This window comes from Wolbachia endosymbiont (group A) of Pherbina coryleti (assembly GCF_964026875.1).
In the GTDB taxonomy this organism is placed as follows: domain Bacteria; phylum Pseudomonadota; class Alphaproteobacteria; order Rickettsiales; family Anaplasmataceae; genus Wolbachia; species Wolbachia pipientis.
Window position 1 is genome coordinate 895,305 of record NZ_OZ034706.1, and the last position, 17,255, is coordinate 912,559.

Annotated in this window: 19 protein-coding genes and 2 pseudogenes; 4 read left to right on the forward strand and 17 right to left on the reverse strand. The window is 34.5% G+C overall.

Annotated features, from left to right (window positions below):
• Nucleotides 1–61 precede the first annotated feature (61 nt).
• Complete coding sequence (locus AAGD87_RS04410; protein ID WP_341817419.1) at nucleotides 62–1,522, forward strand: TrkH family potassium uptake protein; 1,461 nt, start codon at nucleotides 62–64, stop codon at nucleotides 1,520–1,522.
• 255 nt (nucleotides 1,523–1,777) lie between these two features.
• On the opposite strand, the gene mgtE is transcribed toward AAGD87_RS04410, so the two are convergent.
• Nucleotides 1,778–3,148 (reverse strand): magnesium transporter, encoded by a 1,371-nt coding sequence (gene mgtE, locus AAGD87_RS04415; protein WP_006280192.1) that lies wholly within the window; start codon nucleotides 3,146–3,148, stop codon nucleotides 1,778–1,780.
• Nucleotides 3,149–3,301: 153 nt separating this feature from the next.
• Between mgtE and prfB the strand changes: the two genes are divergently transcribed.
• A protein-coding gene (gene prfB, locus AAGD87_RS04420; protein WP_141456981.1) for a peptide chain release factor 2 occupies nucleotides 3,302–4,406 on the forward strand; the annotation gives its coding sequence in 2 pieces (ribosomal slippage) (nucleotides 3,302–3,376 and nucleotides 3,378–4,406; 1,104 coding nt in all).
• Nucleotides 4,407–4,585: 179 nt separating this feature from the next.
• Here the strand turns inward: prfB and AAGD87_RS07810 are convergent.
• Genes AAGD87_RS07810 through AAGD87_RS04425 form a run of 3 tightly spaced genes read right to left on the reverse strand, consistent with a single transcriptional unit; the run spans nucleotide 4,586 to nucleotide 5,105 of the window.
• On the reverse strand, nucleotides 4,586–4,750 hold the full coding sequence (locus AAGD87_RS07810) for an IS3 family transposase (protein ID WP_010082072.1): 165 nt from the start codon (nucleotides 4,748–4,750) through the stop codon (nucleotides 4,586–4,588).
• Nucleotides 4,743–4,904, reverse strand: a complete 162-nt coding sequence (locus tag AAGD87_RS07815; protein ID WP_010082071.1) for a DDE-type integrase/transposase/recombinase — start codon at nucleotides 4,902–4,904, stop codon at nucleotides 4,743–4,745. The genes AAGD87_RS07810 and AAGD87_RS07815 overlap by 8 nt, the downstream gene beginning before the upstream one ends.
• 3 nt (nucleotides 4,905–4,907) lie before the next feature.
• Nucleotides 4,908–5,105, reverse strand: a complete 198-nt coding sequence (locus tag AAGD87_RS04425; RefSeq protein WP_010082070.1) for a hypothetical protein — start codon at nucleotides 5,103–5,105, stop codon at nucleotides 4,908–4,910.
• 39 nt (nucleotides 5,106–5,144) lie between these two features.
• Between AAGD87_RS04425 and AAGD87_RS04430 the strand changes: the two genes are divergently transcribed.
• Nucleotides 5,145–5,267: a hypothetical protein gene (locus AAGD87_RS04430; protein ID WP_341817420.1), complete on the forward strand. Its 123-nt coding sequence runs from the start codon at nucleotides 5,145–5,147 to the stop codon at nucleotides 5,265–5,267.
• A 2-nt stretch (nucleotides 5,268–5,269) separates the two neighbouring features.
• On the opposite strand, the pseudogene AAGD87_RS07820 reads toward AAGD87_RS04430, so the two are convergent.
• The 13 genes and pseudogenes from AAGD87_RS07820 to AAGD87_RS04490 form a co-directional block, all read right to left on the reverse strand.
• Nucleotides 5,270–5,446: pseudogene (locus AAGD87_RS07820) on the reverse strand (hypothetical protein); the annotation flags it as partial.
• Nucleotides 5,431–5,724: a transposase gene (locus AAGD87_RS04435; RefSeq protein ID WP_007548709.1), complete on the reverse strand. Its 294-nt coding sequence runs from the start codon at nucleotides 5,722–5,724 to the stop codon at nucleotides 5,431–5,433. The pseudogene AAGD87_RS07820 and the gene AAGD87_RS04435, both read right to left, overlap by 16 nt.
• Nucleotides 5,725–5,802: 78 nt before the next feature.
• Nucleotides 5,803–6,561, reverse strand: a complete 759-nt coding sequence (gene pstB, locus AAGD87_RS04440; RefSeq protein WP_006280935.1) for a phosphate ABC transporter ATP-binding protein PstB — start codon at nucleotides 6,559–6,561, stop codon at nucleotides 5,803–5,805.
• Nucleotides 6,558–7,343, reverse strand: a complete 786-nt coding sequence (gene dapB / locus AAGD87_RS04445) for a 4-hydroxy-tetrahydrodipicolinate reductase (RefSeq protein WP_182309436.1) — start codon at nucleotides 7,341–7,343, stop codon at nucleotides 6,558–6,560. Before dapB ends, pstB begins: the two co-directional genes overlap by 4 nt.
• 406 nt (nucleotides 7,344–7,749) lie before the next feature.
• Nucleotides 7,750–7,962 (reverse strand): DUF977 family protein, encoded by a 213-nt coding sequence (locus AAGD87_RS04450; protein ID WP_264724136.1) that lies wholly within the window; start codon nucleotides 7,960–7,962, stop codon nucleotides 7,750–7,752.
• A 188-nt stretch (nucleotides 7,963–8,150) separates the two neighbouring features.
• Nucleotides 8,151–8,441, reverse strand: a complete 291-nt coding sequence (locus tag AAGD87_RS04455; RefSeq protein WP_341817421.1) for a Fic family protein — start codon at nucleotides 8,439–8,441, stop codon at nucleotides 8,151–8,153.
• A 10-nt stretch (nucleotides 8,442–8,451) separates the two neighbouring features.
• Nucleotides 8,452–9,761, reverse strand: a pseudogene (locus AAGD87_RS04460) (IS4 family transposase).
• A gap of 65 nt (nucleotides 9,762–9,826) precedes the next feature.
• On the reverse strand, nucleotides 9,827–10,312 hold the full coding sequence (locus AAGD87_RS04465) for a hypothetical protein (protein ID WP_338481540.1): 486 nt from the start codon (nucleotides 10,310–10,312) through the stop codon (nucleotides 9,827–9,829).
• A gap of 169 nt (nucleotides 10,313–10,481) precedes the next feature.
• Nucleotides 10,482–11,474: a DNA polymerase III subunit delta gene (gene holA / locus AAGD87_RS04470; RefSeq protein ID WP_341817422.1), complete on the reverse strand. Its 993-nt coding sequence runs from the start codon at nucleotides 11,472–11,474 to the stop codon at nucleotides 10,482–10,484.
• A gap of 5 nt (nucleotides 11,475–11,479) precedes the next feature.
• The gene (locus AAGD87_RS04475; RefSeq protein WP_341817423.1) at nucleotides 11,480–11,659 is read right to left on the reverse strand and encodes a hypothetical protein; all 180 of its coding nucleotides are present in this window, start codon (nucleotides 11,657–11,659) and stop codon (nucleotides 11,480–11,482) included.
• 131 nt (nucleotides 11,660–11,790) lie between these two features.
• Nucleotides 11,791–12,600 (reverse strand): metal ABC transporter permease, encoded by an 810-nt coding sequence (locus AAGD87_RS04480; protein WP_182309433.1) that lies wholly within the window; start codon nucleotides 12,598–12,600, stop codon nucleotides 11,791–11,793.
• A gap of 1 nt (nucleotide 12,601) precedes the next feature.
• Complete coding sequence (locus AAGD87_RS04485; RefSeq protein ID WP_209472851.1) at nucleotides 12,602–12,958, reverse strand: Mth938-like domain-containing protein; 357 nt, start codon at nucleotides 12,956–12,958, stop codon at nucleotides 12,602–12,604.
• Between the two features lie 3 nt (nucleotides 12,959–12,961).
• A complete protein-coding gene (locus AAGD87_RS04490) occupies nucleotides 12,962–13,828 on the reverse strand; it encodes a 4-(cytidine 5'-diphospho)-2-C-methyl-D-erythritol kinase (protein WP_182309431.1) in 867 nt (288 codons plus the stop codon).
• Nucleotides 13,829–13,909: 81 nt separating this feature from the next.
• Between AAGD87_RS04490 and AAGD87_RS04495 the strand changes: the two genes are divergently transcribed.
• Nucleotides 13,910–17,152 (forward strand): UvrD-helicase domain-containing protein, encoded by a 3,243-nt coding sequence (locus AAGD87_RS04495; protein WP_341817425.1) that lies wholly within the window; start codon nucleotides 13,910–13,912, stop codon nucleotides 17,150–17,152.
• Nucleotides 17,153–17,255: the final 103 nt, after the last annotated feature.

The following is a 17,255-nucleotide window of genomic DNA, read 5'->3' on the forward strand; positions in this document are numbered from 1 at the left end:
CCAACAAAATGCTTGACGTTAGAGTAGCTTTTATGGCTTTGTATAGCGAGGAAGTAATTCTATGAAAAATCATCAACGTTTACAAAATTTGCGTTCAATTGTATTTATTGTGGGAATATTCCTATTGCTGTTTAGCTTAGCAATGCTTATTCCTGCTATTACCAATAAGTATCTCAGCTACGAATGGAAAAATTTCCTCGCTGGATTCATAATTACCTGCACATCTGGCGCAATTTTTATTTTACTCGGTAAATTAAGTAGATTGCATGGAATGCCAGCAATTTTTGCGATTACTAGTTGCACCTGGATTGCCTTGTCTCTGTTTGCAGCTATTCCTTTCTATTTTGATAATCTGAGCTATGTTGATGCATTGTTTGAAACGATATCTGGCATCACAACCACAGGAGCAACTATATTTAATGATATTGAAAAACAATCTCCAGGAATACTGCTATGGAGAGCAATGCTACATGGCATGGGGGGTTTTGGTGTAATCACTTTAGGAATTACAGTTTTTCCTATGTTTAAGGTTCTCAGCCTAAATAATTTACTTTATTCTGAGTATTCAGATGCTACCAAAAGGAAGTTGCCGAATACGCGAAGCGTAGTGATTCATGTTACGGCAATATATTATGGCTTAATTTTGTTATGTATATTTTCCTATTATCTAGCTGGTATGCCACTATTTGATGCAATATGTCACGGAATGTCTGCTGTATCAACTGGTGGATTTGCTAACTATAATGATTCTATAGGGCACTATAATAATCCCATACTAGAAGCCATAACGATCGTTTTTATGATTTTGGGTTCTCTGCCTTTTCTTAGCTATTTAAAAATCATAAGACGGTTAGACATTTGCTATGATGAGCAGGTCTCTTACTTTTTTAAGATAGCTATTGTTTCATCTTTATTTGCTTGTTTTTGGTTGTATAAAAATGTTGATTTAGGAGTGTCATTATCATTTAGATGCAGCACATTTACCATCACTTCCTTGATTACGTCAACTGGTTATGCAATCTGTAATCATATAGATTGGAGTTTCATTTCAGTCTTAGCTTTTTTTCTCACCTTTGTTGGTGGATGTAGTGGTTCTTCAAGTGGTGGTGTCAAAATCTTCCGCTTGATTGTTCTTTTAAGGTCTATAAGAAATTACTTTTACCTTTTATTAAACCCTGATGCAGACAATGGAGTAAAATTCAATGGAAAAACCCTGGAGAATGATGAAGTTCACTCTGTCTTTATATTTTTTGCAATTTTCATGTTAACGTTTACCATTTCATCAATAGTGATGTCTTACTTAAGCAATGCAGACTTTATAACTAGCATCAGTTCAGTCTCTGCAACGCTTACAAACTCTGGCCCGGGATTTAGTAATTTAATAGGTCCTTCGGGTAATTATTCCTCTTTCAGTAATGAAGTAAAATTATTTCTATCGTTTTTAATGCTGCTTGGCAGACTTGAAATATTGCCAATCTATTTTTGTATAGGCAATTTATTCTTATTTAATAGAAAGAAATAGTTGGTAAAATTTGATATTATAGCTAAACTGACTTACGACAATTTGAAAAACCGTCATTCCGCTACTCGTTAGCGGAATCTATACCGCGAATAAATCCACAGATGTACGAACATTGTGATTTGGGCACACCAGGAAGAATGTCATCCAAGTAGCCCCTTTCTCGTCATCCCGCTACTTGTTAGCGGGATCTATGCTAAGAGATACCGCGAATGAATCGCGGCATGACGGTTCGCGGCGGTATAGCTATAGATAGTATTAGCTATTTAATAAAAAGATCGTAGCTAAACCAAGAAATATAAAAGCTGAGAGAATATCAGTTGTTGCCGATGTTAGGATTGAAGAAGAAACGGCAGGGTCAGACTTTAAACGGTGAAGCATTATAGGAATGAAAGTTCCGATGAACGTTGCAATAATTGACATCATAATCATGGAGACCACAAAAATCATCTCCACTTTGAAGTTGTGAAACCTTATTGCTAACACTACTAATGAAATAGTAGATAAGATCACCCCGTTTATAAGACCTATTAAAAATTCTTTCATCAGTATTCTTTTTGCATTTTGCTCAGTTAGATATTTTGTTGCGATTGCCCGGATGGTTAGCGTTACTGTTTGGGATCCTGCATTTCCGCTCATTGATGCAATTATCGGCATGATTATTGGCAGCACTATAAAACTTTTTATTACATCATCGAAAAAGCCAACTACTATGGAACACATTGTTGCAGCTAAGAGGTTAAACAGTAACCAAGGTAGCCTTTTAATTATAGTTTTATGTATAGGGGCATTTATATCGGCTTTAGAAGATACACCGCTTATTTTGAGTACATCCTCTTCTGTTTCTTGTTGAACAACTTTTATTACATCTTCAATTAAGATCACACCAATAATTTTACCATTCTTATTTACTACCGGAGCCGATAATAGAGAGTAATCTTTAAATATTCTTGCTACTTCCTCTTGGTCTATTCCAGTTTTAATGATTTTTATGTCATGATCCATTATCTCTTTTATTATTGTGTCTCCTGAGTGAGATATTACCTTATTTAAATTAACACTGCCTATAGGCTCTAATTTTGAGTTGATAATGAATATCTGGTGAAATTTTTCTGGTATTTTTTTATAGTTGCACACAAATTCTGTCAGTTGATTTATTGTCCAATAATATGGAGCTATAACCATATCTTTATGTATTAACCTTCCTGCACTTTCTTCTGGATATGATAGCAACTCCTCTACCGATTTCTGAGTTTTGCTGGGCAAATAGTAAAGTATATTTTCTACAGACTTTCTATCTAAATCTTTCACTATGGTTACTATATCTTCTACATCAAGGAGCATTAGTAACTTTGCTGTATTTTCTATTCCCAATGTTTCTATGATCTCTATTTGTAAATCTGGCACTACATGCACTAGGGCATCACTTAACAAATGTTGATCGAGGATATTAACTAATTTCTCCCTGTGATCACTGATCGAAGTAGATAAAAAATAAGCTAACTGAACACTGTCTATCGTTTTTACAATATTACGAACATTCTCTAGCTCCTCGTTATCAAGTGACTCTATTAAGTCATCAATAGCCTTTTTGTCTAAACCATAATGGGAACTTATTTCAATATTCATTACTTTACCTTGTTTTTTAATAAATATACGCGCTTGATTTCCTTAAACATTAAAGTATAATGAAATTATTTAAATTAACTATCATATGGTTAAATTTCTATTTTGTTTACTGTTATTGTTATTGATAGTAAATATATTAAAATCTAAAGTATAATGAAAACTTATCCAGAAATTCTTGAACACTTTCAAAGCTTAAATAAAAGTATTTCTCTTATCAGGAGGTGTCTTTGACATAGAAAAATTAAAGTTGCGCCTTGAAGAGCTTGACTCCCAAGCGTCGAATGATGACCTATGGCAAGATAACCAAAAAGCACAAGAAGTTTTAAAAGAACGTTCTAAAATTAAGAATGACGTAGAGTCGTTTTTAAAGCTGGAAAGCGATTACAACGATGCCATCAGCTTAATGAAGTCTGCTATTGATGAAAATGATGAAGAATTTTTCTCTGAAGTTGAAAATGAATTAGCTAAGCTAGAGAAATTAATCAAGTATAAAGAAACAGAGTCCTTATTTACTGGTGAAGCAGATAATAATAACTGCTTTTTAGAAATCCACTCAGGAGCTGGCGGAACCGAGAGCAATGATTGGGCTGAAATGCTGATGCGCATGTATATAAGGTGGGCAGAAATTTATCACAACTTTAAAGTTGAAGTTGTAGAAAAATTAGAAGGAGAGTCAGTTGGTATAAAGTCTGCAATGATAAAAATCGTTGGAGAAAAAGCTTATGGGTGGGCAAAAAGTGAAAGTGGAATTCACAGGCTGGTTAGAATATCGCCATTTGATGCAAATGGTAAACGTCATACCAGTTTTGCAAGTGTAGGAGTAACTCCAGTGATCGAAGATTCAATTGATATTGCTGTGGATGAAAAGGATCTAAAGATCGACACCTACCGAGCTTCTGGAGCAGGCGGTCAGCATGTGAACAAAACTGAAAGTGCAGTACGCATTACGCATATTCCAACTGGTGTTGTAGTTCAATGCCAAAATGGTCGTTCTCAACATAGAAATAAAGATGAGGCGTTAAAATTACTTAAAGGACGTTTATACCAAATTGAACTGGAAAAAAAAGAACAGAAAATGGCTGAAGAGTATGGTAAAAAATGCGATATAGGCTGGGGTAATCAGATCAGATCGTACGTTATGCATCCATATCAAATGGTGAAGGATTTAAGAACCGGACATGAAGTGGGCAATATAAATTCTGTTTTTGATGGTAATATAGATTGTTTCATAGTTAGTGTGCTTACTAAGCAAAATTAGGTAGGGTTGACTTTCTTGCCATAATATATGATAATTAAAATATTGTTAAAGTAGGAGTAAAGTTATGGCGATTAAATATGATCAGTGGAAAAGTGACCTTACCCAGAAAAAGTGGAGAGAAAGTTTGGAATGTTTTTTACAAAAAGAATGATGCATCAAATTGTTCTGGAATGCAATAGTTAATAGTGACGTTGTTTGTTATAAAAAATTTCTATGTATTCAAATATTGCAGTTCTAGTTTGTTGAGCAGAGTGTTGTGAAGTATCAATAAGTATTTCTCTTTTCAATGAGCTAAAGAAGCTTTCTGCAACAGAATTGTCGTAACAACAGCCTTTATTACTCATCTATATTCTTTACAGCTAAGAGATATTGATACCCTTGCGCAGTATATTGTGAACCTTGGTCACTGTGCAGCAGTAGATTTTTAACAGGTTTACGCCTATTAATGGCCATTAATAAAGAGTTCATAACCAATTGTTTATTTATTGCACTACTCATTAACTACCATACGTGAGAATTATTGCTGCCAAATATAGCCATCCCTCCTTGGTTTTGATGTAAGTAATCCCATACTTTATTTGGTTGATCAACAATAAAGTTTTGATCTAATATATTGGGAGCTACAGCTCTATTATCTGTTTGTTGTTTTTTAATTTTAAACTTTCTTCTCAGTATAGCCCTGATGTCATTTTTCTGCATAATATAGCTCTTTTTACAATAATCCGAACAGACCGTAATATGCTACTGGCCTGCTATAGCCATAAACACATATCTTATCGCATTCGGACTATTATAAGAAAGGCTATACTTTGCACCGTTTTCAAATTGCAACTTTTACCCAAAGCCTTCAATTCAGCATGAATTTTAGGAGCTCCATATCTACATTTAGAAACTTGATATATTTTTTGAATAGCTTCGAGTAGCTCTTTATTTGCTGATTCTCTACTGCTTATTTTTCTTGTGGTCCACTTATAGTAGCCACTAGCAGAAAATCCTACATAATTCCTGTACTTTATAGCAGTTACTATATAAAAAAATATTTTACTCTTTTTGACTGGCCAGGGCTTTTTTTTAAATGTCTCTTTCCCTTGTTACTCTTGCTTTGTAAATCAAACCTCTCTTTGTCATAAGGTGCTACATCTGGAAATGCATTTGCCGCTGACTTTTTTTCGTTATATTTCTTCATCCATTTTCCTAATACACTATCCCTTATTCCTAGATCTCTTGCTACTTTTGCAACTGGTTGACCTACCTTTCTTTGTTCATTTGCCAGCTTAACAGCTTCCAATTTGAATTCTGCCGTATATTCTCTTACCATTTCTAATCCTCCAAAATTTTATTTTACCCAAAAAAACTCTTTTCTTTCTCTCCACTTTTTCTGGGTAAGGTCAGAAATTTAATGATCCAGGATATACTCCTTTGTTAAGGGAGATTGAGCATTTTCGAATATTTCTTGAGTGCTTCCAGACTCAACAATTCTGCCATTATGAAAGAAAATCACACTATCAGATAACTTCTTAGCTTGCTTCATTGAATGAGTTACCATAATTATAGTAAATCTTAATTTCAGCTCTTGTATAAGATTTTCGATTGCATTGGTTGCCATTGGATCAAGAGCGGAGCACGGTTCATCCATTAATAAAATAGTTGGCTTCACTGCAATTGCGCGAGCAATGCATAGTCTCTGTTGTTGGCCACCGGATAAATTGAGTGCGCTATCTTGCAATCTGTCCTTCAATTCTTCCCATAAACCAACCTTGGTTAAACTATTTTCCACCATCTCATTCAATTTTTGCTTATCCTTCGCCATACCATGCAATTTTGGCCCACAAGCAACATTATCATATATTGATTTTGGAAAAGGATTTGGCTTTTGAAATACCATACCAACTTTTGCTCTAAGTAGTACAACATCCATATCGCGTGAATATATATCACCCAGCCCATCGATATCTAATTCACCAACAGTTTTGCAACCTGGTACATAGTCATTCATACGATTAAAACAACGCAAAAATGTTGATTTACCGCACCCGGATGGTCCGATAAAAGTAGTAACTTTTCTTTTATAAATATTCAAATTTATATCGAATAAAACTTGCTTAGAGCCGTACCAGAGATTTAAATCTTTAACAGAGGCACGTGTATTGCTCATATCACATCCTGCATTGAATAGAGCCCCGGAATTTCTCTTTTATTTTCGTATAGCCATACTGCTGCTTGAACAGCTCCTCTAGCAAATGTTGTGCGATCAATTGCTTTGTGGTTTAGTTCTATCCGTTCATCAGAATTAACAAACATCACGCTGTGATCTCCTATTACTCCACCTCCACGAGATACTGCAAAACCTATTCCCCCCTTTTTTCTTATGTTTGAACCACTATGTAAATATTGATTGGACTGAAAATCCATTTTTGAAGCGTTAGCAATTGTTTTGCCAAGTTCTATAGCTGTTCCAGATGGTGAATCCTTTTTTAAGTTATGATGCATTTCCCAAATCTCAACGTCATATTCATTACCTAAAAGCTCAGCAGCTTTTTTTACCAATTTCAGCAACACATTAACCCCAACACTCATATTTGCTGACCATAATATTGGAACTTCAGCAGCATATTCTTTCAAATCGACACCTTCTATTCCAGTTGTGCCACTAACCAGCGGTGTTTTAAATTTTACAGCTGCTTTAAGGCAGTCTAACATACATTCTTTAGTTGTAAAATCTATTACAACGTCAGATGACTCAAATATGCCACTAATAGAACTTGTAACTTTAATTCCTAGATTGGCTATAATTGGTCCAATATCTGAATCTATGTACTTACTACCTGAACGGGCAACAGCACCTGCTATTTCCACTTTGGTATTTGTAATTAATTCATTGAGTATTTTTTTGCCCATTCTGCCTAAGCAGCCTATTACTCCAACTCTGATTTTCATAAAGCTTTTTACGTTTATTAAGAATGTTAGGCCTTTTTTTAAGCTCTGTCACTTCTGATCTATATTCTATAGCTGTACGAACACTGCAATTTCAGATCCCAGTGCCTTGACCACAACTATTGCAATATGGTACATAGTGAACGATGTCATTCCAGTCTGGAATCTAGCCTTTCTGCAATCTCATCGAAAACGTTGTAACCACTTTCTATGCTAGTTTGCTTGCTTACAAGCAAACTTTTCTGGATCCCAGTGTCTGGGCACTGGGATGACAGGAGAAGGCACTGGGATGACAAGAATAGGGCACTGGGATCTAGTGGGCTCAAACTACAATGTTTGTACAGCTGTGATCTATATTCTATAGCTGAATAATTTAACAATTCAAAATGAATACATATCCTATTGAGCTCTATATTACATACCAGGTTGCTTTGCCTTTTCCATGCTGAGTGATGTGATTACTCTTTACGAGATTAGATACGTGCTTCTTTAAGGTATTGCAGTTTGCTTTAGTAATATTTTCCAAATCCTTAATTGTAAGACGTCCATGTTTGCTGAGTAGTGCTAATACTTTAGCAGAAAGTGGTGGTAAATAGAGATTTAACACTTTTTCGTGTGACACATTTTGTTCGAGATGAAATTTTTGCTTTTGTAGTGACCTTAAAAAGAATATAAGCCATGGATTAAAATCATAGCTGCTCGTCTTCAAGGATTGTTGAGTACGACGCAAAGCTAAGTAGTATAGCCTTTCTTATAATAGTCCGAATGCGATAAGATATGTGTTTATGGCTATAGCAGGCCAGTAGCATATTACGGTCTGTTCGGATTATTGTAAAAAGAGCTATAACTCTCCTTATTACTTTCAAGGGAACTGTAAGGTACATAGATATACCCTAACTTTAGTAACAAGAAAGTTGTGAGAATGCGTGATAATCTGCCATTTCCATCCTGGAAGGGATGAATAGCTAAAAAAGTAACTATAAAAATGCCAATAATTAATAGAGGGTGTAACGATTTCACCTCTAATTGCTGGCTAGTCCAATAAATAAGTTCTTGCATTTGTGTTGCTGTCTCAAATGGAGAGGCTGTTTCAAAAACCATACGCGTCAAGTTAAGAGATTGTGAGCAAATTTAGAGAGGTTAAAGTGGATACTCTAGCCCTTCTACGTTTGTCTTTTAATGAAAATCGCGACCAAGTTATAGTGAGTTTTTTAAGAAATGCTTTTAAACTATTAATTTTGGTTAATACTAAAAATAACTCTCTAACCCGCCTTTTTAGCTCAATAAATGCCTTTGTTAAGCTAAGTTCTGTATTCTTTTTCACTTCTGTGCAACCAACTATGCCGTGAAATATAAGAATTGCGCACAATTTAGCATATAGTTCACATAATACTCTGCATGGCTTTCCTTTTAGCTTATCAAGCCTGATATGGCTTTTATACAATTTAAATAATAACTCAATTTGCCACCTTACTCTGTAAATCGTTAATACTTGCTCAGCACTAATTTTATTTTCTGGAACATTAGTTATAAATATTGACCAGTTCAACAATTTTTGATTTCTTTTAGAGGATCTGCGATCTTGCTAATCTATTAGCTTTCCTTCTTCTGCCCATAGACTGTTCTTCAGTTAGTTTCTGACATATAATTCTTACTCTAATTTTTGCTTCTTTTCCTAACAATACCTCGTTTTCTAAAAATAACTTATCCTCTCAACATTCTAATAACTCCATTTTTTGATTTGTTTCTACATCATATATGTTGGTATCGACGACTTATGAAATAAGCTCCTATTTCATTGATTTGTTTAAAAGAACTTGGCACAAAATAACCGAGATCAGATATTAGCAAATCATTGCTTAATATATTACTTAAATGTTTCCTATATCCCTGGTCTGATCTTACCCCCTCCGTTAAATTAAGTTGGTCTATTATCTGATTCATGTAGTCGAAAACTAATTGTAACTTTATTCCAGACTTAGTATTGCTTTCATAGCCACTGTAGCTAGTACCATAACCTTTATACATCTCTTCCATACTGTTAGGTAGAGTAATATAGCTACTGTCCAATAATTTAACACTATTAAATTGCTGTAAGATTTTGCAATCAACTTGCAAGATATTTTTAAAGAAAATCACAGATTCATTATACATCCTTTTCATAAATTCCACTGCTTCTTCAGTAAATCTAAAATCCAAACCTTGTTTTGTTATATCTATCGAGTCCTCGTTTAGTAATTGACACATTGTTTCTACGCTACAATTATCAACTCCTATATTACCCAAGACCATGGCTTTTACGAATGATGAACCTTTTAGCTTTCTCTTTCTTTTTATAAACCTTGTTGTAATTGAGATTTTCTCTGCTTTTTCATTAAAAAATTCTTTGAGCTTTTTTGATAAGCAAGTTATTTTATTCATTGGTTCTCTCACTAAAAGTATATCTGGGAGAACTTATACCTTATTATTCTATCTCTTTCATACCTTTATTTCCTTAACTTGACGCGTATGGTTTCAAAAACTATGCCCAAGCTTTTTCCAGATTCATCAAACGCTTCAACATGATTGGGGAATTTTTTATATTCTCCCATGTGCCTTTGATCTTTATATGAAAATTGTAAAAGCCAGATGTGAAACTGTTTTATAGTGTTTTCTGTAAATGGCATCTTTTTAAAATTTTGAAATACTTCTTCACACACATACGCATATCCGGCTATTTCTCGTTCATCTAGAGAACGAAATGAACGTGTATCAAGTTTGGATAATAATTGTTCAATTTCACGGTCTGATAGTTTTGCCCCTTCAATACGGGTAGAAGAACCAATACTTTCAATTGTTGCAATTTTCTTGAGCATTTGTAAACGTTCTGGAGCTAAATTACCAAACAATTGCCATGCTCCTTTAAATTCATCAATTTCAGCAACTAATTTTAACATTTCAGGTGTTATTACAATTTTTGAAATGTCAAACATATCTGTATTTTTATCTAGTTATATTCAATTATATTCGAAAATATCCTATTAGCAAAGAATACTTGTGAGACACACACTAAAGAATGAATTTTGGTAGGCATAAAAGCAGCTATTTTATGTTAAAATACAACATTTTGATGAAATTATAAGAAAGGCTGGATCTGAGTAGTCAGCTACTCGTCAGTGCATGTTGAAAAATCATTTTATGATCCAAGTCAGTTTTTTTACAGGTAACTTCTAAGCTTATCAATTTTTCCAAGATCTTCTTAAGTTCTGAAAGTTGCAAACTTTTCAAATGAGATTTAAAGCTCTGCAATTGTTTAAAAAACAATGGAGGGCTTAGCTGATCAATCGCAGCCTGCTCACTCATTCCACCTTGCACTGACAGCAAAACGTTTTCAAGGCGTAGGAAATAATTTGATATAATGCGAATTAGTGCTATCGGTGAAAAATTTTCTTGCGATATCAATACATCAGAAATTCTAATGAAGCGCGACATATCTTTACTTGCTATGGCAGAGCATAGATCATCAAGTGTAGCATAGTCGTTGCCAGAAGTTGAAAAGCATAATTCTATATCAGTAAGTTTTAGGTCTTTTCTCTCCCCTAAGTATAAAACTAACTTCTCAAGTTCTGAACATATAGGCAGCTTGCTATGATTAAAGTAAGATTGCAAATGGTAGATTATCTCATTTGTGCATTTTATATCATTTTGTTTTAAGTAACTTGATATAATGTCATAAAGATTGCTGTTGCTGTCCTTATAGCAAGCAATCACACCAAAAATTTTTGAACTCTCCATATAACTTTTAGTCGCAGAATTATATGGAAGATCACTTGCTACCATCATTACATAGTGACCACTTGCGTTATAATCCAATACGTTTTTTAACTCTTTGGATATACCTCCACTCACATTTATCAGCTTAATTAATTTTTTGCTGGTAAACATCGAAACGTTTGCCAATTCAGAAAACAGTAAACTGGGTGACTTATTCACTATTGCAAAATCCATCACCTGAACTGAATACTCACCCAAATTAGCAATTATTTCTTGTACATAAAAATCAACCCTACTGTTATCACTTCCATGAATTAACACACCACGTAAAGCATCAGGTTTCTCTAGGAATTTTTTAACTTTGGATGGTGTGATCCTCATGCTATCTATATGATATCATTCTCATTTGACTGTACATAAGTATCCAAAGACTCTGAGTCTCCTTGTGCAATATTATGCACATCGCCTGCTACATCATCTGACTCTTCTGTTTTTCCTGTAATATAATTATAAAATTTTTTCACAGGTTGAGATATATATTTGGAAAAAAATCCTTCTTCGCTCATATTGCTTACTCCATAAAATTAACAACTTATCATTAGCATATAAATAATAGTATAGCAAAAACTATTTTGTGCTAAGATAGTGATGTTTTATAATGAGTATATTACAAAATTATTAACATTCGAGATCAAAATTAAGCCAACCTGCTTAACACTAGCCTTATAAAATAAGCGATAATTAAATATACCGCTGCAACAAGTATAATTGCAGGTCCAGTTAACAAATCAAAACTTGCAGATAACATGAGACCTGATATCCCAGAAATCACAGAAAAAACTGTTGCAACAATAATCATCTGCATTGGAGTTTTCGAAATGAGCCTTGCAGATGCTGCTGGTATTAGCAAAAATGCAGCAATGAGTAATATTCCTATTAGTTGGGCAGCAATTGCTATAAATATAGCAAGAGTGATTAAAAATTCTAGTCTAACAAAGGTAACATTAATTTTTTCAACTACTGCTAAATCTTGATTAATTGAAATCATTAACCAATAACGCCATCTAAATATTAATATCAAAGTAACTATTAGAGAGGTTAAAAAAATCGATATTATATCACTTTGATCGAGCGTTAATATATCACCAAACAGTGAGCTAATAATACTATTATTGCCAGATGGAAGAAAAGACATAAGTATTAAACTCGATGATAAAACTACATTGGTAACAATGTTCAATATCGTATCAGCAGAATATAATCTGTTAAAATTAAGAGAAAGTAGTATAGCAAATGTAATTGCAATGAGCATTATGCTAAGCGATGGGCTAATCTTAAAGATCAAAGCAAGTGCAATACCAAGCAATGAAGAATGGGACAAACTATCACCAAGATAAGATAACCTTTGCCATATCATAAACGATCCTAAAGCGCCTGTTACTAGGCTAATTACGACTACTGCAACTAGACTGTTGATGAAAAAATCCTGGGTAAACATTTCAAACATGCTATATGGCTATTAGATAACTGACAACAAATCTATCTTCGGATATCAGAATATTATGGGTTCTGCATGCAGAACCTGTTGTCATAAATTCAAAATTTAAACCTTTTTGTTCCATAAGATAGGACTTCACTGAAGAACTTAGTATATTGCGTGTTTTACCAGTACCTATTAACAAAATTTCTATTTCCTCTGTTAAAAAAGATTCAAAATACTCCTTGCTGTTTATATCACTTTCTTTCAATTTAATCACCTTTTCAGGAAAAATTATAATTGAGCCGCAATATTCTCTATTATTCACCAAAAATTTTCCTTCCCTGTAACCATTTATAAGATTTTTATTCTCGGAAATTAAGGGCATAAGTCAAACTATTAATTGAGTGTCACATACCCACCATTCTGGTTGCTTTTTTCCGATATTAACTGCAGCAGCTTTTGCATTTTCCTCACTATCGAATATTCCAAAACATGATACACCACTGCCTGACATGCGAGAAAGTATAGAGCCTTCTTGTGACTCAAGTGTTGATATCACATCCTTAATTTCAGGTACAAAGCTTATTGCTATTTCTTGAAGATCGTTTCTCGTCTCTTTAAGAAGCTTCAACAAATCCTTTTCAGCGTCATCGCTCCATTTAATTGGCTCAGAAAATTTTCCTTCATGTTTGGAAAATACATCTGGTGTACTCAAAAACCTTTTTTTCGGTTTCACAAGCACCACATTTGTAGGTAAAGAGAATTTTTTAATGTGGCATAATTCTTCGCCAATACCTCTAACAAAAACTGGCTTGCTATCTACGCTTGCGGGAACATCAGCACCAACGTTTAAGGCTATTTCATTTAAAATCGTCCTATCAATCTCCCACAGCTTCCCTAGCGTACGTACCACAGCTCCAGCATCTGAGGATCCGCTACCAAGTCCTGCAGCAATTGGTATGTTTTTTACAACCTTTACAGTGACTTTAGTGCGTACAGGAGCATGCCTAAGCAGCAGATTAACCGCTTTCATTACAGTGTTATATTGGTTATTTATTTTAGACTCGGAGTTTATAAATTCAACTGTAGAGTTATCGTATCTAGAATCCTTCTCACCTACTTTTATTTCCAAAAAATTAGAGAGATTAGCAAAGACAAATAAACCTTCAATCAAATGATACCCTGTTTCTTTTTTGTCTACAACATGCAAAAAAAGATTGATTTTTGCAGGCGCCTTTACACAAAAACTTTTCATTATATATCTTCACTAACACTATTTTTACATTATATGTATAATGCTATTCTAGTCAACTTTTATAAGGTTCTCGCACTTCTGATGAGATCAAATGCCATAAATCCTAATTTCTCTGTGTGGGTAAATGCGTCCGCTGGTACAGGCAAAACAAAAATCTTAATAGACAGAGTATTGAGACTTTTATTAGAAAACAAAAGAAATATTCTTTGCTTAACATTCACCAATGCTGCAGCAAACGAAATGGAGAATCGCATTCACAGCATACTCAGTAAGTGGGCAATATGTTCAGATAGTGTGTTGGCAGCAGATCTAGAACAACTAGATTTCTTTCCAATGTCATCCCAGTGCGTGACACTGGGATCCAGAAAAAATAAAGATTATTTAACAAGAGCAAGAAGGCTTTTCTCTGAACTGGAAAATCTTGGTCTAACTATACAAACCATACACGCTTTCTGTTACAAATTAATCTCCAGCTTTCCTATAGAAGCTGGCATTGCTCCAAATTGCACGCTGAGCGAATGCAAAGAATTACATTCCATCATATTCAATAAAGTGCTTCATAACGAAACTGTGCAGGATGATATCAACCTTATTGCAACTGAAATTGATGAAAATAAACTACGCGATTTGCTTTATACTTTATGTATAAAAAGATCGATATCAGCAAATGATTCGAAATATATCAAAGATAAATTGAGCGCCCCAGATGAAATTCATGACTTACAGAGTGAAACAATCGAGCACGTGGAAAGACTAGCCGAGATATTAAGTGAAGGCAGTAAAAGAGATCAGAGTTATAGTGAAATACTTTATTCTACTGTCATCCCAGCTGGGATCCAGAAAAAAAGAACCAGTGTCAGCTACTCAGATGACACCGGAATAAAGTGGAATGACACCAAAATAGAAAACCTAGCCAAGGTATTTCTAAAATCAGAATCGCACGAAAAAAAGAGCATATCATCCATTGCAACAAAAAGTATTTTGGAGAAATTCAAAGATGCAGAGCAAATAATAGAGAGCGTTCAGAATGTAGTATTTACCCATATAAGAGACATGAACTCTTATCAAATATTCAAGAAAACCAGTAGCTTACTTGGTATATTTAAAGTATATGTTGATTTGTATAATAGTGAAAAATCAAAAAATGCACTGCTTGACTACAATGATATAATTGACTTAGCAACAAATCTTCTCAGCAATCCAAACTATAAAGATTGGATATTGTTTAACTTGGATCAAAAAATAGATCACATCCTTGTTGACGAGGCACAAGACAATAGCATCAGCCAGTGGAAAATTATAACAAATCTCTGCGATGAATTTTTTGCCGGTAATGATGAAAAGCGAACCTTATTTGTAGTTGGTGACGTAAAACAATCCATATACAGATTTCAAGGAGCAAATCCCCATCTATTCAACTATATGCAACAATACTTTCATACGAAAACTGGTGGTAGAGATTGGATATCATGCCAACTTGAAAAGTCATTTCGCTCAACTCCAGAAGTTTTGATGCTTGTAGATAGAATATTTAATAACTTCCGCGCAGAAATATCTTTTAATGATAATGAAATAAAACATGTTCCACATAGAGAAAATGACCAAGGATATATTGAAATTTGGCCAGCGTTACCAAGGCGCAAAGAGAAAGAACAGCGAGCTTTACAAATTCCTCTGACATGCAAGGAAGGTTATACAATAGCAGATCGATTACTTGCTCAAACAATAGCTAACAGAATTCACAATTGGTTAAACGAAGGGCGGATTTTAGTCGCTAAAGATCGCCATATAGAGCCAAGAGACATTATGATTTTGGTGCGACAACGAAACGTGTTAGTTGATTACATAATAAGCGAACTTAAAAAAGCAAATGTGCCAGTTGTAGGCCGGGATTATTTTAGAATTATGAACTATATAGCCGTGCAGGACTTAATAGCTTTGGCCGAATTTTTACTCCTCCAGGCAAATGATTTAGCTCTTGCAAATGCTTTAAAATCACCGCTATTTAATTTCACCGAGGATGATTTATTTAACATTGCATACGACCGTAAAGAGCATTCACTATGGGAAAGAATTCACGATTATTCTGTGGTTATCTATAGTGAATTAAACTATCTCATTAACTTATCTCGCATAGAGTCTCCTCTTGCACTATTTACGCATATATTACGTACAGGTAAGAAGAAATTTGCTGCAAGGTTAGGTCTTGAGTGCTTTGAGGTCCTAGACGAATTTATGAACCTCGTGTTGCAATTTGAAAACCCATCTCTTCAAGCGTTTGTTCAATGGATCAAGGAGAATAATCCGGAGATTAAGAATGATATGCAATCAGAACGCAATGCTGTGCGAATAATGACAATTCACAAATCAAAAGGTCTGCAAGCTCCCATAGTATTTTTGGTTGATACAAACACAGTGCCAAGAAACAGTGAAAGCATTATCTTTGATGGAACGGAAGCACCATTTTGGTGTGGAAAAAACAACAACGCTTATTGCGATCAAGTAAAAAGAGAGAAAAAACTAGAGGATTATAATGAATATTTGCGTTTATTATACGTAGCACTCACGCGTGCTGAAGATGAGTTATACATCTTAAGTAAAGAGCCAGTGCAAAAGGGCTCTTGGTATGATCTAATCACTAAGTATGGAGAACCATATGAAAAGAAACAAAGGGGTTTACGGCCAATATTTAAAGAAAAAGTTGAAGTATTATGCGTGAATGCAAACTACCCTTACATTTATAAAAAACGTGATTACTTTGACGTTCCGGTCATTTCCCTTCCACCAGCTTTAGCCCACTCTTCGGTGTCATCCCAGCGCGTGACGCTGGAATCCAGTGAAAAAGAAGGAGCAGAATGGATCCCAGTGTCAGCTACTTGGATGACAGATGGTTATGCAAGAGGCCTGATTATTCACAGCATATTGCAGTATATGCCCAAGATAGAAAAAGAAAGAAGAAAAAATTGGGTCAGAAAATACCTTGATAACATCAGCGAAGATAAGGATGAAATTTACAGTAAAATATTAGCCTTTAATGAAAAATATGGCTATTTGTTTGACTTGGAAGGCAAATCAGAGATTACACTGAGTGGAACAATTGATGGCAAGTCAGTATTAGTACGACTAGATAGGCTATGCATAACGCAAGATAAAGCAATCATAATTGACTACAAATCACACCGTAACGTTTCTGTTTCCTTATTAAATGAAATAAAAAAACAGATGTTAATCTATAAAACCTTAGTACAAGAAATATATCCAAACAAGCAAGTAGAGTGCGTGGTTATTTGGGTGGAAGATTTAACCATTCAATCTGACTTTTAACGAAACTTGATTGCAAGAAATAGCTACTACGTCATACCACCGCGAACCGTCATACCGCCACTCCTTTCTCGTCATCCCGCTACGTGTTAGCGGGATCTCAGCA